This is a genomic window from Phenylobacterium sp., assembly GCF_035276905.1.
In the GTDB taxonomy this organism is placed as follows: Bacteria; Pseudomonadota; Alphaproteobacteria; order Caulobacterales; family Caulobacteraceae; genus Phenylobacterium.
The window spans coordinates 1-20,098 of sequence record NZ_DATELG010000123.1 but is presented as its reverse complement, the minus strand read 5'-3'; the positions used below and the strand labels follow the sequence as shown (position 1 = coordinate 20,098).

The 20,098-nt window shown below is 66.4% G+C and carries 16 protein-coding genes; 5 read left to right on the top strand and 11 right to left on the bottom strand.

What is annotated here, in order from left to right; all coding sequences use genetic code 11:
* From VJS38_RS05670 to VJS38_RS05655, 4 genes are all read right to left on the bottom strand, one after another.
* A partial coding sequence (locus VJS38_RS05670) for a class I adenylate-forming enzyme family protein (RefSeq protein ID WP_324087183.1) occupies positions 1-1,547 on the bottom strand: 1,547 nt, incomplete at its 3' end.
* A 44-nt stretch (positions 1,548-1,591) separates the two neighbouring features.
* On the bottom strand, positions 1,592-2,377 hold the full coding sequence (locus VJS38_RS05665) for a CmcJ/NvfI family oxidoreductase (protein WP_324087182.1): 786 nt from the start codon (positions 2,375-2,377) through the stop codon (positions 1,592-1,594).
* 106 nt (positions 2,378-2,483) lie between these two features.
* Complete coding sequence (locus tag VJS38_RS05660; RefSeq protein WP_324087181.1) at positions 2,484-3,323, bottom strand: alpha/beta hydrolase; 840 nt, start codon at positions 3,321-3,323, stop codon at positions 2,484-2,486.
* Positions 3,324-3,391: 68 nt separating this feature from the next.
* Positions 3,392-4,204 carry an SDR family NAD(P)-dependent oxidoreductase gene (locus VJS38_RS05655; protein WP_324087180.1) on the bottom strand — a complete coding sequence of 271 codons (813 nt, stop codon included), beginning with the start codon at positions 4,202-4,204 and terminating at the stop codon, positions 3,392-3,394.
* Positions 4,205-4,435: 231 nt separating this feature from the next.
* Between VJS38_RS05655 and VJS38_RS05650 the strand changes: the two genes are divergently transcribed.
* On the top strand, positions 4,436-5,356 hold the full coding sequence (locus VJS38_RS05650; RefSeq protein ID WP_324087179.1) for a LysR family transcriptional regulator: 921 nt from the start codon (positions 4,436-4,438) through the stop codon (positions 5,354-5,356).
* A gap of 25 nt (positions 5,357-5,381) precedes the next feature.
* On the opposite strand, the gene VJS38_RS05645 is transcribed toward VJS38_RS05650, so the two are convergent.
* Both VJS38_RS05645 and VJS38_RS05640 read right to left on the bottom strand, forming a co-directional pair.
* Positions 5,382-5,732, bottom strand: a complete 351-nt coding sequence (locus tag VJS38_RS05645; RefSeq protein ID WP_324087178.1) for a hypothetical protein — start codon at positions 5,730-5,732, stop codon at positions 5,382-5,384.
* Between the two features lie 252 nt (positions 5,733-5,984).
* Positions 5,985-7,802, bottom strand: a complete 1,818-nt coding sequence (locus VJS38_RS05640; protein ID WP_324087177.1) for a PAS domain S-box protein — start codon at positions 7,800-7,802, stop codon at positions 5,985-5,987.
* A gap of 222 nt (positions 7,803-8,024) precedes the next feature.
* On the opposite strand from VJS38_RS05640, the gene VJS38_RS05635 reads away from it, so the two are divergent.
* Positions 8,025-8,525, top strand: a complete 501-nt coding sequence (locus VJS38_RS05635) for a nitroreductase/quinone reductase family protein (RefSeq protein WP_324087176.1) — start codon at positions 8,025-8,027, stop codon at positions 8,523-8,525.
* Between the two features lie 27 nt (positions 8,526-8,552).
* Here VJS38_RS05635 and VJS38_RS05630 read toward each other — a convergent pair whose 3' ends face one another.
* From VJS38_RS05630 to VJS38_RS05610, 5 genes are all read right to left on the bottom strand, one after another.
* Complete coding sequence (locus VJS38_RS05630; protein ID WP_324087175.1) at positions 8,553-10,523, bottom strand: DUF3604 domain-containing protein; 1,971 nt, start codon at positions 10,521-10,523, stop codon at positions 8,553-8,555.
* Between the two features lie 66 nt (positions 10,524-10,589).
* Complete coding sequence (locus VJS38_RS05625) at positions 10,590-11,606, bottom strand: HupE/UreJ family protein (protein ID WP_324087174.1); 1,017 nt, start codon at positions 11,604-11,606, stop codon at positions 10,590-10,592.
* The gene (locus VJS38_RS05620; RefSeq protein WP_324087173.1) at positions 11,606-12,511 is read right to left on the bottom strand and encodes a peptidylprolyl isomerase; all 906 of its coding nucleotides are present in this window, start codon (positions 12,509-12,511) and stop codon (positions 11,606-11,608) included. Before VJS38_RS05620 ends, VJS38_RS05625 begins: the two co-directional genes overlap by 1 nt.
* A 109-nt stretch (positions 12,512-12,620) precedes the next feature.
* Positions 12,621-14,327 carry an FAD-binding protein gene (locus VJS38_RS05615; RefSeq protein ID WP_324087172.1) on the bottom strand — a complete coding sequence of 569 codons (1,707 nt, stop codon included), beginning with the start codon at positions 14,325-14,327 and terminating at the stop codon, positions 12,621-12,623.
* Between the two features lie 174 nt (positions 14,328-14,501).
* The gene (locus VJS38_RS05610) at positions 14,502-15,251 is read right to left on the bottom strand and encodes a TetR/AcrR family transcriptional regulator (RefSeq protein WP_324087171.1); all 750 of its coding nucleotides are present in this window, start codon (positions 15,249-15,251) and stop codon (positions 14,502-14,504) included.
* Between the two features lie 378 nt (positions 15,252-15,629).
* On the opposite strand from VJS38_RS05610, the gene VJS38_RS05605 reads away from it, so the two are divergent.
* The 3 genes from VJS38_RS05605 to VJS38_RS05595 all read left to right on the top strand — a co-directional run bounded on the left by VJS38_RS05605 (position 15,630) and on the right by VJS38_RS05595 (position 19,875).
* Positions 15,630-17,963, top strand: coding sequence for a TonB-dependent receptor (locus VJS38_RS05605; protein WP_324087170.1), 2,334 nt, complete (start codon positions 15,630-15,632; stop codon positions 17,961-17,963).
* Between the two features lie 128 nt (positions 17,964-18,091).
* Positions 18,092-19,063 carry an alpha/beta hydrolase gene (locus VJS38_RS05600; RefSeq protein WP_324087169.1) on the top strand — a complete coding sequence of 324 codons (972 nt, stop codon included), beginning with the start codon at positions 18,092-18,094 and terminating at the stop codon, positions 19,061-19,063.
* A gap of 11 nt (positions 19,064-19,074) precedes the next feature.
* The gene (locus VJS38_RS05595) at positions 19,075-19,875 is read left to right on the top strand and encodes a tyrosine-protein phosphatase (protein ID WP_324087168.1); all 801 of its coding nucleotides are present in this window, start codon (positions 19,075-19,077) and stop codon (positions 19,873-19,875) included.
* Positions 19,876-20,098: the final 223 nt, after the last annotated feature.

Here is a 20,098-nt window from a genome sequence, read left to right as displayed (position 1 = left end):
GGCACCTTGTAGGGCGAGATCTCCTGCCTCAACTGCGTCTTGAGCGCCTCGCCGTCGAGGACGTGACCGTCGACCGCGACCAGGACCGCGGCCACCCGCTCGCCCTTCACCGCATCGGGGATCCCGAAGACGATCGCCTCGCGCACCCCCGGCAAGCTCTGCAGCACGGCCTCCACCTCTCGCGGCGAGACGTTGGCGCCGGAGGTCTTGATCATCTCGTTCTTGCGGCCGTGGAAGAACAGGTAGTCGTCCTCGTCGATCGAGGCGAGATCTCCCGTCGCGAAGAAGCCGTCGCGCGTGAAGGTCTCGGCCCGCTCACGCTTGTAATAGCCGGCCATCAGCGACTGGCCCCGGACATAGAGCTCGCCCTGCCGGCCGCATGCGACCTCGCGCCCGGTGTCCGGATCGATGATCCTGCGCTCCACGCCAGGCAGATGGCGGCCCATCGAGCCCTGCTTGCCGCGAGGCAGAGGAGCGCTGTACTTCTCCATGCTGTGCATGCCGAAGGTCTCGGTCATGCCGAGCGGCGAGAAGATCCGCTCGGGCGGTATGGTCTGCCCGCTGTCGTCCCGATGTTTGCCGGCGCCGCGACGGACGCTGTCGAGCGTGACGCCGCGCTTGCGGGCCTCCGCCGCCACGCCCTCGGACTGCGACTGCCAGAGCGTGACGACGGTGAGCTGCTCCCTCAGGATCGTGTCGACGATCTCGGACGGCTTCGGCGTCCGCGTGAAATGCAGGCTCGAGCCGACGTAAAGGCACGGCAGGATCGCGGAGTTGTGGCCGCCGATCCAGAAGAAGGCGAAGCCGGTCCAGATGCGGTCGGTGGGGCGGAATCCCTGGTAATCGGTGAACAGGTCCGCCGTTCGAACGGCGCAACCGTGCGTGTGCACCACGGCCTTGGGTTCGGAGGTGCTGCCGGAGGTGCAGATCGTCAGCAGCAGATCGGCGGGCGCGATATTGGCCTCGACCGCCGCCAGGAAGGCGTCATCGATCTGCGGCTTGTCCTTGGCGGCCGCCAGGATCGCGTCCGGGCCGGGCATCGCCCAGGGACGATCGCAATCGCCCCACACGATGATCCGGCGCAGATAAGGATGGGTCGGGAGGTGAAGCTCCGTCGAGGTCTGCTGCGCGAGGCCGGGAAGGGCGCGCTCGAGGCGCTCGATATAGTCGGCGTTGAGGTATTCCCGCGTGATCAGCAAGGTGTCGATATCGTTGAAGCGCAGCCCCCACGAGATCTCCGACGCCTGAAAGAAGGTGCTAAGGGCGACGGTGAGGGCGCCCACCCGCGCCGCGGCGAAGTAGTTGAGCACCCAATCCGGATTGTTCGGCATTAAGAGGCCCAGCCGCGTCCCCTTGCCGACGCCAAGCGCGAGGAGCCCCTTCGCCAGCTCGGCCGATTGCCGCTCAACGTCCGCGAAGGTCAGACGCCGGTCGCCCATGACCAGGAACTCGCGTCCGCCGTGCTGCTCGACCGCTGCATGAATGAGATTGGGGAGCGTCGGGACATAGCCGTGTTCGAATGGCGGCGTCGACATATCCACAGGCATCTTACCTTCTCTCTCGTCTCGCGGGCGCGCCGCGGCGACAATCCTCAATCGAAGCAGGCCAGCACCCTGACCTCCACGCTCGCGCGCGGCTCGTAGCCCCCGGCGACAGGCGGCGGCGAGAACGCCGTGTGGGCGCAACCCAATGGCTGGGCGGGATCGAAATCCGCCGAAAGAAAGACGATCGATTCATCGATCGTCAGGTCCGGGACATAGTACCAGGTCGGCGCCTCGGACGAATGGACAAGGGCGACGTATGGCGTCTCGGTGCCGTTCTCGACCGTCACGCCGATCGCGTAGTCGTTCAGGGACACCGTCCGACGGTCGCACACCGCGAGCGGCAGGTCCTGTGGCGGCGGGGTGATCGCCTTCCAGACGTTGAAGATCGCGCCGCGCGTCAGCTCGACGCCAGCCGCCGCCGCCCGCTCGGCGGCTTGGCTCCGATAGGCTTCGCGCGTCTGATCGAGGTGGATGAAGGTCGCCGGCGGGGCGGCGCCGGCGTCCCGGCGCCGCACGATCGGGTAATACATCTGCAGCGTCGTGCGGGCGCCGCTAAGCCGCTTCACCAGGTCCAGGCAGGAGGGGACATAGACCGCCTCCAGCCAGCTCTCATCGCCCCATTCGGGGTCGGGCGTGGCGTGGGCGGCGATCACGAATCCTTCCGCCGCGAGGGACGGCGGCCGCGACAGCGACCGAACATTGTTGATCGCCACGTCGACGCCGACGAAATGCGCATCACGCGCGTCCGGGTCGAAGTTCGAGAATTTGCCGCCGCCGCTCTTGTCGGCGGCGAAATTGAGCTTGCTCGTGACCACGGCGGGGAACTGCGGCATTCGCTGACTCTTGCCTTGGGGACCTGAACGATATCGCCGCGTCGGCAGGTTGAAACTCAGGACGCGGAAACATCAGATATCGGATTTCGTGGGCCGGCCCGAAAGATCAGCCGCGCGCGAACTCCAGGATCTGCGGCGCCATCAGCGACCAACGGGCGAAGAAATCGCGCGCGGCCATCCGCTCGATGAACTCGCGCTCGCCCCACGGCGGCTCCGCAAGCGTCGCGCCGCGGATGAGACGGCAGACCTCCTCGCTCGTCTGACGAGGGTGGAAAATGTCCGACCTGCCGCTGCGCAGCACCAAGGTTGGCGTGGAGAGCCGGCCGAAGTCCTCGACCGTCAGTCCAGGCGCCGGCGAGCCCGGGCTCGGGAAGAAGGCCGCGCACCAACGCTGCATGGTTTCGATGAAGGCGTCCGGGTCCTGCGCCAGCAGTCGGGCGCGATTTCCTGGATTGAGCCTGATCTGCTCTTCCCAGTCGGGGAGGGCGGCCACCATCTCCATCCCGCCATCCGCCGCGGCCAGCGCCGAAACTGTCGTGTAGCCCGAGCCGAGAGCGGCCAGCGACACGGGGCCGCCGCTGATCCAGACCAGGAAGAGCTTCGAGACCGCCTGCGGATGGAAGGCGGCGGTGATGAGCGAGATCCGCGCGCCCGCCGACCCGCCAATGAGCAAGGCCGGACCCCGTCCCACATGTCCCACCAGGCCCGCCAGCATGGCCGCGTTCAACCTGGCCTCCGTCTCGCCCTGAAAACAGAGGTCCGAGGCGCCGCAATTCGGCCGATCCCAAACGATTGCGGAAAGTCCGCCGTCGGCGAGGATCTCCGCAAGCTCTCGGATGCCCGGCGCGGACTTCGAGAAACGGCCGCCGGCGGTGATCACGGCCGGTGGACCTTCACCGATGACCTCGTACTCGATCCCCACCCCTTCAATGTCGACGCGCGCCATCTCGTCAGGTCCTCTTCATCGCGCGATCTTTCGCGGACGCCGGCGACGCCTCATGCCTCGCCGCCTGATCACGCGCCGGCGACCGCTGCCAAGGTCGCCGCCACCGACCCGCCGTCGACAAGAATGTCGGCGCCTGTGATGAAGCTCGCCGCGCGCGAGCACAGGAAGGCCGCCACCCCGGCCACCTCGTCAGGATGCGCCGCCCGTCCCATGGGCGAGCTTGCGACCATTTCCTGCATTATCGGATGCCGCTGCATCTCCGCGCGCGACATGGGAGTGTCTATAATGCCGGGGGAGAGGGAAACGATGCGCGCGCCGCGGGCGCCGAAGGCGGCGGCTTCCCGTCGCACGAGCAACTGCACCCCCCGCTTCGAGATGGAATAGGCCGCTTCCGCGCTTGGGGCGTACTGCAGGAGCGAACCGACGTCGCCAGGCGTGACCACCTTTGCGATCGCCTCGTCGAGCGCCGAACCGAGCAGATGGGCGGCGGTGGAGGCGAACAGGACCGCCGCCGCCCCGTCGCAGATCCTTGGGCGAACGACCTCGATCAGGCGCATGGTCGCCGCCAGGTTCACGTCGAGAATCTGCTCCGGGCCCGCCATGGATGACGAAAGGCCTGCGCAATGGACGAGCGCGGCGACCGGACGGCCATCGAGCGCCGACGCCAGTTGATCCGGAAAATCCCCCCCGGCGATGTCCCCCGCCAGGATCTCCGGATCAGCCCGCGCCCGAAGGTGGCCGGCGACCTCCGACAAGCGATCCGCAGTTCGGTCGCAAAGCAGCAGCGACCATCCCTCCTCGGCCATCAGGCGGGCCGTGGCCTCGCCCATCCCAGAGGCGGCGCCGGTGATCAACGCCACGCCGAGATCTCGTCCGGTCATCTTTTGCTTCCAGTTGCTGGACGCGCCTTAGCGACGTCGCCGCGATCAGCCGCATCCGACCACGCCGCTTTTGAATTTGAATTTTGACCGCCTGGCGGGTCGGTGCGGGACATTACATAATCTCATAGACGCGACGCGCCTGCGGAAAGGGCGGCCGGCAGAAATCACATAGGTGATCGCAATTGGCCCGGCGCACGACTACGCTCGCCGTCGGGACCAGGAGCTGAGGTCGTGATTGATCTGGACGTCAAAAAGCTCAGGACGCTGATCGCGATCGCCGACGAGCAATCCTTCACCGCAGCCGCCGAACGGCTGAACATGAGCCAGCCCTGGGTCTCGGAGCAGATCAGGCAGTTGGAGAACACCTTGGCGCTCCCATTGATCGAGCGCGTGAAGGGAAGGTTCATTCAGCTCACGCCCAATGGACGGGACTTCCTGCCGATCGCCAAGCGACTTGCCGAAACCTGGGAAGACGCCCGGCGCGAGGTCGAGGCGCTGCGCACAAAGAACAACGCGAGGCTTGTCCTCGGTGTCGACGTCGTCACCCTGTACATGCCGGAGCGAAATCGGCTGATCGCGGAGTTCATGTCCACGGTCCCGGCGTTGGAGTTCCAGATCATCAATGAGCAGCCTTGCGCTCTCTTCGAAGGGCTGAAGAGCGGACGCTTTGATCTGATCCTGACCCTCTGCCCTTGCCCGGACGACGAGCTGGAGATCCTTCCCCTCTATGCGCACGAGCTGAAGCTGTTCATTCCGAAATCCGTCGCGCACAAATACCCTGCCGATGCGCCAGCGGCGGTTCACGGCGCCAAGGTGCTCGTCCTGCAGGACAGCTACCATCCGGCGTTCTTCGAATGGCTCAGGTCCGCGCTTGAGCCGGCGAGCCTGCAATGGACCTCCTGTCCGGAAACAAGCTTTCACGCCCTGCTGAGATACGCCGTGATGCTGCAGCTGCCGACCTTGTCGCCGGACTTTTCCTCACAGATTCCGGACATGGTCGGCGACATGGAGATGCGCTCCGTCGGGACGCCGAGCCCCGTCGTCGCACAGTGGGCGCTCATGCGCAGCGCCGGGCGCCGCAGAAAGGCCGCGGAGAAATTCTGGAACATGGCGACAAGATCCCGCCTCACCGTCACAAGTGAAGCAGCCTGACCCCATTCACGCAAAGCTTTCCCGGTTATGCCTGGTATAGCACCGTGTAGACCTCGCCGAGATGCGGCGAGAGCGGCATCTCCGGCGTGTTGGCTCTGCGCTGCACCTCTCCCATCACCGCCGCGGGATCTTCCGTCTCGAACTCATAGATGGCGAGGTAACGAAATCGAGCCCCAATTCCTTCTGCGCCGGAAAGTTGCATTTCGCCGTTGTCGGAAACGGCGAGTTGATCCGGCGAAAGCCGGGCACGGGACGCAGCGACGATCCCAGGTATTCTCAGGAGATCGGGCAGATGAATATCGTCGTACCATTGATTGAACTCGGCGTCTTGGCCGTCGGCGCAGTTCGTAAACACGAGCCACTTGAAGCGCGACATGTCCTTATGCTCCATCCCTGAGAAGGCCTCGCCAAAGCGACGGCACGGCGCTGAACCGACCCATTATTGGCTCTTCGCGATGACACGGGAAGATACGATCGCGTCATAAAACTTGATCTCGGCGCGCGTCAATAGCATACGGCGCACCGTTTATTGATGACACACCGACATCCAATAGGTTTTTGCTATTGGTGGCGCATCTTTACCTATTGGGACGCACCGGGCACGGCGCGGAGGTCGCGGCGGCGCGTCTTAGGACGAAGGGGACGGGACACCCGCGCCCTGCGCCGTGCGCGCCGCGTCAAGGGGATGCAAGCGGCCGCTCATCGGCGCCTCGATGCAGCAGACCACCCCCTCTTGCGAAAACTCGAGCGTCACCCTGCCGCCAAGCTCGCCGGCGACTCCGCGTTCAAGGAGCCGGCTGCCAAAGCCCCGCCGCGGCGGCGGCGACACCTTCGGCCCGCCGGATTCGCGCCAAATCATTCGCACCTCGCCTGGGCGCGCCTCCGTAACGAGGTCGACCTCGCCATCGGCAGACCAGGCCCCGTGCTTCAACGCGTTCATGGCGAGCTCGTGCAGCGCCATGCCGAGGCTGACCGCAAAGTTGGGATCGAGCCTGAGATCGGGGCCGCTGCAGCGATAGGTGCGGCCGAACGGCTTGAGCACGGCCTGCGCCACCTCCTGAAACGACGCCCCGTCCCAGGCGTGCTTCACGAGCAGGTCGTGCGTGTGCGAGAGCGCGAAGAGCCGTTCGAGAAAGAGCTCTCGCGCTTGGACGGAGGCTCGCACGTCCGTCAAGGTCTGCGCGGCGACCGACTGGATCGAGGCCAGGGTGTTCTTCACCCGATGATTCAGTTCGTCGAGCAGAAGCTTCTGGTGCGCCTCATGCCGGCGCATCTGCGCCATCGACGCGATCATGTCGAGCTCGCTGCGCTTGCGCTCGGTGATGTCGATCATCGCCGTGACCACCGTGGGCCGCCGGGCGGACTGGTCGACGACCTCGGCGATACAAAACACCCACGTCTCCCGGCCGTCGCGTCGCTGGACCCGAAACTCCGACCGGAAAGGGGTCCGGGACGCCAAGGCCTTCGCCCACTCTTCCCCCACCCGCGCGTGATCCCGCGGATCGACGAGGTTGAGCGCGTTCTGGTCGAAGTCCTCGTAGCGCAGCCGACGATCGAAGATCGCCTCCGAGGAGCCTTCCTGAATCAGGGTCCGACGCTCGAAATCGATCTCGTAGACCTGCATGCCCGCAAGCTGCACGACCAGGTTGAGGCGCTGCTTGGCGCGCTCGAAGACCTGCTGCGCGGCCACCGCCTCGGAGATGTCCATCCCGGCGCCGCGGAAGCCCACGCACTCGCCGGCGACGAAGAGCGGCTCGGCGAGCACCCGAACCCATCCTGGCGTTCCATCAGGGCGCGTGATCGCAGCGTCATATCGAATCCATTCGCCGTTGCGGCGTCCGCGCTCGAACTGGGCGAGGATCTGAGCCCGATCCTGCGGATCATACATCTCCAAGGATTTTCCGATGGTGGTCTCGTAGGAAGCGCGGTCCTCGGCGCCGCCCACCACCAGCACGGCGTCGCGCCGAAAATCGACCTCCCAGCCAGCGAGCTTCGCAATCTCCGCCCCCGAGCGCAGGATCACCGATTGCCGGATAGCCTCCACGCGCGCCGCCTCCCATCCCGTCATGTCGCGCATGACCGCCAGGACCGCGCTTGGAGCTCCCGCAGGGTCGCGGAGCGGCGTAAGAACACAATCCAGACGCAGTTCTTGATCGCGGATGGGAAAGCCCAAGACAAGGCGCTGTGGCGCTCCCGCAGCCGCGGCCGCCATTGCGGCGGCTGCGCCCGCTTCGTCCGGGGCGATCCAGAGCCCTTGCCAACCCTTGCCGACGATCGCGGCTGGGCTGTTCTCGCCCAGAAGCTGGGCGCCGGCCGGATTTACCGACTGCACGGTTCCCGCCAGATCGAGCACGAGCACACAGTCAAGGCTGTTCTCAAGCGCATCTTGTAACGCGTCGCCGGACAACAACCCTGCGTAGCTTTCGCCTGAGCGCGAGATCGTCATGCACGCTTCCGAATTTGCCGCCGGCGCCCCAAAAGCAGGGCTTTGATCATATTCAATTCTCGAAATGCGTGCGAATTATTCTGCGGTTGTGCGCCGATGACGCAGCCAGGCGCTTTGGGCGCCCGCCGCGCGGCGGCGTTGTAAAAATTCTAAGTTCAGTTAGGACGACCTTCGCGCGGGCGACGGTTCGTCCAGTGACTGCAGGCGAAGAAAGGCTGTTCCATGACGACCAAGGAAACCAAGGAGCTGCTGGCGCGCTCGGTCGCCTTCGTGAACGAGCACCGCGACGCCTACCTCCGGAGCGGGGGCCGCTCCGGCCATATCATCGACTGCACGGCGGTTGGCGCTCGCGGCTATCTGCCAAGCCTGCTGCTCCAGACCATCGGGCGCAAGTCGGGCAAGACCAACATCGTGCCGCTGTTGTACGGATGCTTCGCCGGAGAATGGCTGGTGGTGGGATCGCGAGGCGGCGCGCCGGAGCATCCGGCCTGGTTCCTCAACCTGCAGAGCCGCCCGGAGGTGCACTTCCAAATCGCGACCCAGGCCTTCCGCGGGAGCTGGCGGATCCCCGTGGGAGAGGAGCGCGATCAAGCCTGGGCCTACGTCACCAACATGTTCCCCTCCTATGCCGAATATCAGAAGAGGACCGAGCGGCAGATCCCCGTCGTCCTTCTTCGCCCAATCGAGGAGACGCCGGTCTTCGAACCTCTCACGGAGGCCTGAGCCGGCGCCTGAACGGCAGCGAATGGTCTAGTCCGGCGCGCCATCGGGTTCATTGGCCAGCATCGGCCGCGCCGCGATCCGGATGGCGTGGGGCTCGGCGTGGCCATCGGTCCGCCCAGCGCTGGGGCGCTGCGCCGCCGCCGGGGGCGTGTACCAGATGGGCGACGAGAGCGCCCGCTCCTGGATGGTGGCCGGGACGCCGGCAGGCAGCGGCAGATCGCGCTTGACGGCGAGCAAGGTGGTCCAGCGCGGGGTGGGGATCTCCAGCGCCCGGGCGTAGTAGACCGCCGGCGTCTTCGGATCGAACTCTGGATCGCGCCAGACGCCGCTCAGGGTCGCGGCCCCAACTGTGTTCTTATAGGCCCCGGTCTTCAGGTCGACCGTGTTCTTCACCGGCGGGACCTTGCCGGTCTTTGGATCGCGCTTGCGCTCGGGCGACCAGACGACGTCGAACACCTTCTCGCGGTAGGTGTCGCCGTCCAGCCAAAGCTTGACGATCTGGACGCGGTCGAGATTGCCGCTCATCGGATCCTTGGCCGCCTCGACGATGAACCCAGGCGCGCTCACCTCGGCCGGCCGGGCGGGAAGGTCGCCGCCCATCGGCGTATCGGTGCGATAGGCCGTGGCGACCCAGTTGGGTGAGGCGAGCGCCCTGGCTGGCGTCTTCCAGCCGCCGAAAAACCGCAGCCGCATCTCAGGGCCCGAGGTCGCGAAGGTTTCGCGCCGCCGCAGCGCGGCGTAGATCGACTCCCGTGTGTTGGCCTCCGCCCAGACCCCGGTCAGGCCTGCGCCGCTGTAGCGCGACGTCCTGCTCTGCGGGCCGAGGATGCGGCTGGCCGCCTGGCGATCTGGCAAATTGACCTTGGGATCGGTGCTGTCGAGACTCACGCCGGCGTAGGCGTTCTCGTCCGAATTCGATAAGGCGTTGTGGAAGTCGCTGTCGCCCACGAAGCCGAGCTTGAAGGGATTGGCGCCGACCCTCGACTGGAGCGCCAGCCCGCGGGCGAGCGCCTGGCGGGCGTAGCTGCCGTTCGGGTTGGAGCGCTCGCCGGTCAGCAGGGTTTCGATGACTTCGAAGTTTGAGAACTCGTCGCTGGACGACAGGTCAGGCGCCGTTTCGGACTGACCCTTATGTTGGAAGATCTCGGTCAGCGGCTCGTTGAGGGCCCGCCGTTGGGCGTAGGATTCGTCGATCGGCCGGCCGTCGCTGTCGTTCCAGTCGAACATCAATCCGCCCGAGGCGTTGGCGTTGTGCGGGATCGCCAACGCCTCGATCCCGCGCGCACGCAATCCTTCGAGATAGCTCCAGAGATCCTCCGGCCGCTCGGAATCGAGGAAGGAGAAGGGCGCCTCCGGGGGCGCGTCCTTGAAGATGACGCAGCGATGCAAGTTGCGCCGCTGCGGGAGCGATGACCACTCATAGGCGACGAAGGTTGTGAACTTCCCCGGCTCATAGAAGCGGTTCGCCGCCTCGACCTCCCGCTTCCAGGTCGAGGCCATCGATCCGCGAACGTTCACGCCCGGCGCGTCGAGATAGGCCTTTATATTGTCCACGAGTTCGGCGAAAAATTTCACCGGGCCGGCCCGATACCGCTGGCCGATTTCGCTCTTGGCCGCCGCGCTGCTCGGGTCGTCCATCTGGTTGAAGGTCCCGAGGTATTCGGCGTGGTCGGTGACCGCGGTGAAGTCTAGCGGTCGCGGACGCTGGACCATCTGGCCGCGGTACCGGACAGGCTCGCCTTTGGCGAAGCGGTAGGCGTCCTCCGGGGTTGTCTCCTGGCCTTCCAGCGCGTGGGCGTCGAACGAATAGCCGGTGTGGAGATGAAGCTCGCCGAACAGGACCCGTCGCTGGGCGGGCGCAGCCTCGGCCTGGGCGGCCGCCATCATCATCGGGGCGGAACGCTGCCGCTCAGGCTTGGTGGCGCTGGCGCCGATCGTCCCGCCCGCGATCACGACTGCCGCGGCGCTGGCGGCGAGCAGGAGGCGGCGTCTTGTCATGTCTCGGTTCCTCTCCCGGCGAATTTTCCGTTTTGGCCCAAGTGCTTTGTCGTTTCTCTGAAAGTATCAGGCGAACGCAGCCGCCGCTCGCTCGATGAACCAGAACGCAGCGAAGCTGCCGATTGCGTAAGGCGCCAGCGCCTGCCCGAGACGGTCGAGGCGCACGGACAGCCGCAGGCGCAGCGGCCGGAGCGCCAGGATCGTCAGGATGGCGCCGGCGACGAACAGCAGCTGGCCCGCCTCCACGCCCACGTTGAACAGGAACAGCGCAGCGGGGACGGCGTCCCTCGGCAGGCCCACCTCGGCCAGTGCGCCGGCGAAGGCGAAACCGTGCAGCAGGCCGAAAGCGAAGGCGATCAGCCACGGCCAGCGCGCGGTGATCCCGCCCTGGCCGCGCCGCGCATTCATCAGCTCAGAGGCGACAAAGACAATCGAAAGCGCCACCAGGGCTTCGACCACCGCGGAGGGGACGCGCGCCAAGCCCACGGCGCTGGCGGCGAGCGTCAGGCTGTGGGCCACAGTGAAGGCGGTGATCGCCTTTACCAACCGCCAGCCGATCCCCACCAGCAGCAGCAGGCCGAGCACGAACATCAGGTGATCCACGCCGGTCAGGATGTGCTCGACGCCGAGCCGAAAGTAGGCCGCAACCGCAAGCCCGGCTCGGCGGGCCAAGCTCAGCCGGACGGTCGGCGCGTCGGCCTTCAAAATGGTGTCGAAGGCTCGGCCATCGACCAGGCGGACGCTCACCAGGACATCGGTGATGGTCCGCTCCAGCCCGTCGACCCGCAGGGTTTGTCCGGCGAGCGCTTGCGGATTGGCCTTGGCGATGCGCCAGGTGCGGATCCGATAAGCGGGCGAGATGAAATCCTCGGCGGGCGGGCGGTTCAGCCAATCATTCGACAGGCGCGGCTCGAGCCGAATGGCCACGTCGCCCATGATCGGCTGTTTCCAAGTAACGACGAACCGCTCCGGCGCATCCTGGTGGATTTCGAGGTAGGCCGGCCGCACCTCATGCGCCTGGCCGGCCGTCGCGGCGAGGAGGCCCAAGGCCAGCGCCGCCAGAAAGGCGCGGGCCCGCCGCATCAGCCTCCGTCCTCGCGCACGATGGTGAAGCGCGCCTTGAGCGCAGCGAAGCTGCGGCGGTTCGCGGCCGCCTGATCGGCCGCCAATAGATCGGCGCGTACTCGGTCACGGACGGTGGAATAGGGCGGGATCCGGCTTGGCTGAACGGACTGCACCCGCACGAGATGCCAGCCGTAGGCCGAGCGCAGCGGCCCGATCCAGCGCCGCGGCGGCGCCTCGAACAGCGCGCGGCTGAGCTCGGTCGCGCCGAACAGCCGCCGGGCCTGCTCCGGCCCGAAACCGGCGTAGTCGTAGAGGTCCGGGAAGGGATCGCCGCGGTCGGGCGCGCGGACGACCGCCTCGGACAGGCCCGCCAGCACCGCGACGGCCCGCCGGCGGGCCGCTCCGGCCCCTTGCGCGCCGTCGGCGAAGTAGATGTGGCTGAAGCTCACCGTCGCCGGGGCCGCATATTGCGCCGCATGCGCCTGGTACCAGGCCTGCAGCCGCGCCTCGCCAGGCTCGGCGGGGGTCGCGAGATCTTGCGCCAGGAACTGCATTTTCTGCACCACGCGGCGACGAACGATCTCGTCGTTGCTGTCGAGCTTGCGGGCGAGGCCTTCCCGATAGAGCACCTCCTCGTCGAGGTCCGCCTCGACCAGGCGGGCGAGCGTCGCAGGCGACGGCTCGGCTCCATACTCCACGCGGTAGCGTCCGGCGACCTGGCGCACTCGCTCCGGCGTGACGACGATCCGATAGATGTTGGTCTGCGCCCTGTGGTGCTCGGCGAGCGCGAACAGCACCAGGCCTATCGCGAAGAAGTGGACCAGCGGCTCGTGAACCAGGCCGCGCCACTTCGACAGCGCCGCGGCCAAGCGACCTTCGCGCAATGCCGGCGCATGCTCGACAGCGACAGTCTCTATAGCCAAGACCGCTTCCTCCAGCAGCCCGGCTGGAGAGCTGCCTCGCATTTTAAGTAATTTTAAATTTGACTACCGCGGGGGCCGAGGCGGTGTCAATCGGCCGAACGACCCCACGTCAGGATCGGCGCCGCCTGCGCTTGGCGGCGACGCCGGCGTCCGCCGCTGCCAGGGCATGCTGCGCGGCGATGTAGCCGAAGGTGAAGGAGGCGCCGATGCTCGTGCCGGGCCCCACATAGTAGCGACCGGTCACCGGCGCGGCGGAGTTGCCCGTGGCGTAAAGGCCGGCGATGACCTGGTCGTCGGCCGTCAGGGCGCGCGCATGCTCGTCCGTGACGACGCCGCCGGCGGTGCCGACGTCGCCAGGATAGATCTGCAAGGCGTAGAAGGGCGCCTTGCGGACGGCGCCGAGGGTCGGGGAGGGGCGGTGCGTCGGGTCGCCGAACCATTTGTCGTACTGGCGCCGCCCGCGATGGAAATCCTCGTCGACGCCTGTTTCCGCAAAGCCGTTGAAGCGCGCCTGCGTCGCCAAGAGCGCGGTGGCCGGGAGGCCGCACTGGCTGGCGAGCTCCTCCATGGTGCGCGCCACCTTGATATAGCCCTTGTCGATCCACTCCCGCGGGGTCGCCCCGGGCTGCGCCCCGGCGACCATGTATCTGGAGCGGTGCTGACTGTCGAAGATCATCCAGGCGGGGGTCGCGTTCACGCCCTCACGCGTCCGGGCGCGCTGGCGCTGGCCGACCTCCATGTACGAGGCGGCCTCGTTGCAGAAGCGCTGGCCGCTCGCATCGACCAGAAAGGCGTGCGGCTTGGCGATGTCCATGATGTGCATCGGCAGCAGGCCGGGCTGACCCGGCGGCAGGCTGATGCTGATCCACCACGACTCGTCCATCAGATCGAGCGAGCCGCCGATGCGCTGCACCTCCTCGAGCATCTCCCCCGTGTCGCCCGGATTGGCGTTCGTCCACGCCGTCGAACTTCCGGGCTGGTAGGCCTCTCTCAGCCTGGCGTTGCGCGCGAAGCCCCCCGCATTGATCAGCACGCCGAGCCGCCCGAAGATGCGGCGCTCTCCGCTCTCGTCGCGCACCAGAACCCCGGTCACGCGGCCGTTCTCGACGATCAGCTTCTGGACTGGCGAATTGGGGCGGACCTCGACCCCAGCTTTCAGGCACGCCTCGAGCATCCGCCCCTGCAACGCCGCGCCGGCGCCGACCAGGCGTTGGCCGGTCAGCTTTGACTTCAGCGTCCTCCAGACGAGTTGGGCGGCGACCTTGCGCCCGGCCATCGTCCTCGTGACGACGCCGATGCGGCAGATCTCGGTGATGCTGAGCGGCAAGGTCAGGCCGCTGAGCCTCAGCTTCGCCGCCCATGTCTTGCCGAGGCGATTGACATCGAAAATTCGCGCGACGATCGCCCTGCCGACGGCCATGCCGCCTGGGCTGTCGTCATAGTAGTCCGAGTAGCCGACGGCGCGTTCCAGTTCGACCCCCTGGCTCGCCAGGAAGTCCAACATCCGCGGGCCGTTCTCGACGAAGGCTTCGCGGCGCGCCCGGGTGCCCCCGCGCCCCGGATCTGGCCGCGTCGTCAGCCGCTCGAGATATTCGAGCGCGCGGGCAGGGGAGTCCTCCACCCCGGCCCGTCGCGCCAGCTCGCTGTTGGGGATCCACAGAACCCCGCCGGACATGGCGGTGGATCCGCCGACGAACTCGGTCTTCTCCAGGATGATCGGCGTTTTGCCATTCGCCTTCATCAGCAGGGCGGCGCACATCGACCCCCCGCCGCTGCCCACGATCACGAAGTCGCAGGATTCGTCGGTCCGCTTCATCGGTTTCCCCCTTGGCCGCCCGCGACGGCGGCGCTCGGTGAAGCCTCGCGGCGCCTGTCGGACGTCTCGTGTTCGGGCTCGGCCCTCGGCGCCGCCGGCCCGCGCGGAAACATTACGTCGAGCGCGGCTGAAAGCCAAATATGAATTAGGATTAGTGGCGGGGACAGCGCCGGATCATTTGGCGCGGGTTCCGGCCTCCTGAGCGGCCGGCCGTTTCGAACGTCCTTTCGACGGCGCGCCCTTTGGCGCCGCTCGGGCGCCGGCGTCGGCCACCGCGCGCCCCCTGTCGGTCAGCATTCCGGCCGAGAACAGGCGCATGGCGGTCGCGGCAATCTCGTCGACGGACTGACCGCCCTTGGGATCGAACCAACTCGGCAGATTGTTCAAGCTTCCAAAAAGCATCATCCGGGCAACGGACAAGTCCAGGCTTGGATCAATTTCGCCAGCAGCCTGACTTTCCAGAAAAACGTCGCGCCACATCGTTCCATATTCTATTGGATACGATGCGAATTCCTCTCTCAACGCCAACGGGATCTCATTTATGATCCGATTGTAAGCGGGCAAGAATGGGTCTTCAGAAAGTATCGTGCGCACGTGCGCGACGATGCCCGCGCGAATGCGCTCGATCGCCGGCGTGTCCGGCGGGAGCTCGGCCCAGGCCTCCTTCACGCGGTCCATCGTCGTCAGGGCGCACTTCAGCACTTCCCGCGTGATGTCGTCGCGCGACTCGAAATGATAGTAGAGGCTGCCGGCATGGGTGTCGGCTGCGGCGGCGATGTCCGTCAGCGTGGTCGCGCTGTACCCGCGCTCCGCAAACGCGGTCGCCGCCTCCCAAAGGATTTTCTCGCGCTTCAATTCCCCGCGCTTGCGCGCCAGAGGTCGCGCTTTAGGCACGCTCTTTTTCGGACGAGTCTTCTTGCCCACGCTTGATATCGGCATCGTGAATTCCCGCCGGGTCGGATCCGGTTTCCGAGCATGCGAAGCTCGAAGCCTACCTGGGGCAGATCGTCTCCTGGTTGCTCCACGGGCGGCGCCAGCCTGCAGCCGCCCCGCACCCGACTGGGCTTAGACAACTGAAATAGCGATTCGGATTAGAATCCGATTGCGCGCGCAGAGGTCAACCCCGGAGGCGCGATTTCGCGCCGCCGCCGCCGAGGCTCCCGTCGCTTTGGGGTGGACTTAAACCTAAAGTGTTTTATGATTCCGGAGGCCCTTTGCGGGACCACGCAATCGAGAAAAAGAGACGAGAGGGGAAACATGACGCCTAGCAGATCGTATCGCGCCGCATTCCGGGCGGGCCTTTTGAGCTGCAGCGCGCTGGGAACGGCGCTGATCGCCGCCCCCGCGTTCGCCCAAGCCGCCGGCCCAGACCAGGGCAACACCCTCACCGAGATCGTCGTCACCGCGCAAAAGCGCGAGCAGAACCTGCAGGACGTGCCGATCTCGATCACCGCCGTGACGCAGGACGTGCTGCGGGCCAACCGCATCACCAACGTCCAGGACCTCAGCGCCCTGGCGCCCAACATGACGGTGCGTCCCGCCGCCGGCGACGTCGGCATTCCGTCGATCTCGCTGCGGGGCATCGTCAGCTACGGCTCCGTGCCGGGCTCCGACAAGGAGGTGTCGATCTACATCGACGGGGTTCCGATCGGCAGCGCCCAGGGCTCGGCCTTCGACCTGCCGGACGTCGAGCGCATCGAGGTGCTCCGCGGCCCGCAAGGCACCCTTTTCGGCCGCAACGCGACGGCCGGCGCCATCAACGTCATCACCCGCAATCCGTCCGGGCGGTTCGGCGTGCGCCAGGAACTGACCTACGGCAACCTGAATGCGGTCCGCTCCGTCACCCGCATCGACCTGCCCGCGGTGGGACCGCTCAGCGCCTCGGTCAGCTACGTCCATGACCAGCACGACGGCGACATCAAGAACCTGGGCGCCGGTCAGGTCTGGGACCGCAGCGGTCCCGGCACCCGCGAAGGGATCCAGGTGTCGCCCAAGACGCTCGGCGCCAAGAATCTCGATTCCTGGTTTGTCGCCCTGCACTTCGACCCGAGCGACAACTTCAGCATGTCCTACAAGTTCGACTGGATGGAAAACCACAGCACTCCGTCAGGCACCGCTGTCATCGGCGTCGACCCCACATCCCCGGTCTTGGGCCCGGCAGGCCCGCTGCTGGCGGCGGCCTTCAACAGCAACCCGGTCACCTTCGGCGCCAGCCGGCGTCCTGACGCCGTGAACAACGGCTTCGCGTCGACGGACTATGAGCAGGTCATCGGCCACAACGTCACGGCGACCTATCGCTTTAACGACCACCTTTCGATCAAGAACATCCTCGCCTACCGCCAGTCCTTCATCTACGGCAACGCGCAGATCTCCGGCGCCGGCGGCCTCGTCGTCACGCCGCAAGTGGCCCAGGCGATAGCGCAACTTGCCGGAATTCCGGCGCAATTCCTCTCGGGATTGATCGGCTCGCCCTTCGTCATCACGGATTCTCAAGCTCAATCCTCGGCGAAGCAATGGAGCGACGAAATCCAGGTCAACTATGATTCCAAATACCTGACGCTGACCACGGGCGCGCTCTACTTCCATCTGGACACCGTGACCGGATCGCCGTGGCGCCTGCCGGGCGTTCTCACGTTTACGCCTGTCCCCGGCGGCGTCGAAACTCAGACCACTCCGACGACCTTCTTCAACTACGCCAAGTCTTCGGCCTTCTACACCCAGGCCGAATTCCACGTTCTGCCGAATCTCGACGTCGTTGGCGGTTATCGCCTCACTGACGACGAAAAGTCCGGGATCGGCTATGTTGGAACGTTGACGACGAATTTCTCGTATTCCAAGACCAAGCCGTCTTACTTGCTGAGCGTCAACTATCGGCCCCTCGCGGGAATTCTGACCTACGCGAAATACTCCAACGGCTTCGTCTCGGGCGGGGCCGTCGGGCCCGTGGTCTTCCAGCCGGAGACGGTCCACTCGTGGGAGATCGGCATGAAGAGCGACCTGCTCGATAAGCGCCTACGGCTGAACCTGGCCGCCTTCACGGCGGATTACAAGAACCTCCAGACGGTCGACACCGGCATCAACGTCGGCCACCCGGAGCTGGGCACCGTCGTCGTCGACCAGGGCAACGAGAAGGCGAAGGGCGTCGAGGGCGAGTTCACCTTCCTGCCGGCGCGCGGCCTGAGCTTCAACGGCGGCTTCGGCTACACCGATGTCCGCTTCACCAGCCTGAACCCGCTCTACGGCACGGTCGACACCTTCCTGCCGACCCTGCGCCCGAAGTGGACCGCCAATCTCGCCGGCCAATATCAGACCGAGCCCCTGTTCGACGAGGCGCGGCTGACGGTCCGGATCGACGCCGACTGGCACTCGAGGATCCGCACCTACGGCTACCTGCCGATCCCCGCCATCGCTGCGCCGATCGCGTTCCAGCCGGCGGCCTGGATCGTGAACGGCCGCCTGGCGCTGCAGGACATCAGGCTCAAGCAGGGCAATCTCGAAGTGGCCCTCTGGGCTCGGAACATCACGAACAATCGCGACGTGCTGTTCCCGATCGCCTTCGGCAATCCGCCTTACCTCACCGCGACCAACTATCAGCAGGCGAGGACCTTCGGCCTCGACGTCATCTACAACTACTGACGGCGTCAGGACCGGCGCCCCGAGGCGATCGCCAGCGCCTCGGGGCGCAGCTCTTCTTCGCAGGAGAAGGCGGCAAGAACGCTTGGCGGCCTTATTGGTCGGCCGGTCTGGCCGCCGGGAGCAGTGGAATGGCGTCCGAGACTGCGAACCTGCTCAGGGTCTCCGCGCGGGAGATCCCCGTTCCGACGTCGATCAGTCCGGCGGCTCAGGCCTATTTGACGCCGCGGCTCGCGCCGCCGGCGGATTTTCCTCGGCTCGGCGACAAGGCCGCGTGGCGGGCTCACATCGCCGCGACCGAGGACGCCCTTCGGCCGCTGCTCGAGCAGATCAGCCCTGCGGGCGCGGCCACGGTCGAGGAGCGTGACTTCGATGGCGCGCGCGTCTTCGACATTACGCCAGCGGAGGCGTCGTCGAGCCCGATCGTCGTCCTGGACATGCATGGCGGCGGCCTGACCCTGTGCGGCGGCGAATTGTGCCGGCTGATGGGCGTTGGCGCGGCGACGCGCTTTGGTCAGCGGGTGTGGGCGGTGGACTATCGCATGCCGCCGGATCATCCCTATCCGGCCGCGCTGGACGATGGTCTGGCAGCCTACCGCGCGCTGCTTGGCGAGCGTCCGCCCGGGCAGATCGTCATCAGCGGCGCGTCGGCGGGGGGAAACCTTGCCGCGGCCCTCATCTTGCGCGCGCGTGACGAGGGCCTGCCGCTGCCGGCGGGCGCCCTGCTCAACACGCCGGAGATCGACCTCACCGAATCCGGAGACAGTTTCCAGACCAATCTAGGCGTCGATCCGGTGCTGACCAGCCTGATGCCGGCGAACCTGTTGTACGCCAACGGTCACGATCTGAGGCATCCCTATCTGTCGCCGCTATTTGGCGATTTTCAGAAGGGCTTCCCGCCGACCCTGCTCACGACCGGAACACGCGACCTCTACCTGTCGAACACGGTGCGCATGCATCGCGCTCTGCGGGCCGCGGACATTCCGGCCGAGTTGCATGTGGTCGAAGCCGGCGGCCACGGCGGCTTTCCCGGAACGCCCGAAGGGGACGAGATCGATCGCGAGGTCCGCAGGTTCATTCGGGACGTCACCCAGGCTCATTAGGGACGCCGCCCATGAGCCGCCTGTCCCCGTCGCCGTGCGATGATGTCCAGCTGCCGTCCTGCGCCGTCAACTTTCGCGATTTTGGCCGCTTGGAGTCGCGCCACGGCGGCTGGATTCGGCCCCGCCGCCTCTACCGGTCGGGGCATATGGCCGCTCTTGACGCGGAGGATGTGCGACGCCTCCAAGCGCTCGACTTTCACCTGATCGCGGACCTTCGCTACGCCGAGGAGCAGGCCCAACAACCGTCGCCTTGGCCAGCAACCTTCGCCGATCGCGTGCTCTCCCACGATGAGGCGCGAAACGGCGTCGCGCCGCACATGCTGCTGCTCCAGCAGCCTGGCTGCGATGCGGACGAGGTCCGTCAGCACTATCGCCAGCTCTATGGCGAGCTTCCATTTGACCCGGCTTACCGGGCGCTCTTCGCCAGCGTCGTGCGCCGCATGGCCGACGTGGACGGACGCGTGCTGGTTCATTGCTCTGCGGGAAAGGACAGGACCGGCGTCCTCGTCGCGCTGATCCTTGAGCTGCTGGGCGCAGCTCCCGAAGCCGTCATGGCCGACTATCTTCGCACTGCGGCGGATCCGCAGCTCATGACGCTTGGTGCGCCGGTCCTGCGGCCCCTCCTGGCCGAGCAGGACCCCGAGCGCGCCGACGAATTGATCTCAGCCCTGCTTGGCGTCGAGGAGACCTATCTCGACAGCGCGCTGCGAGCCATAGAGCGCCAATGTGGGAGCGTGGAATTCTATCTCGAGGAGGCCGGCGTGACCGCCGACGTCCGCCAACGCCTGCAGGCGCGCTATATCGCCCGATAGCGGCCCTCGCAAACGAGACCTTGAGACGCGAGAACGATCATCATCGCGGGAAATCCAGCTCGCCGCTGTCGGCCGGCTGGCGGCGCGCGGTTCCGGAAACGCGACCGCAAACGTATAAGCGTTAGGATGGGCCCCCAAGACGCCCGAGGCGCGCAGTGCGAAGATCGGATAAAGCCATCATTCCTGATCCTGCTCGAGAACCGCCTAGCGAGGTCGAAACCCT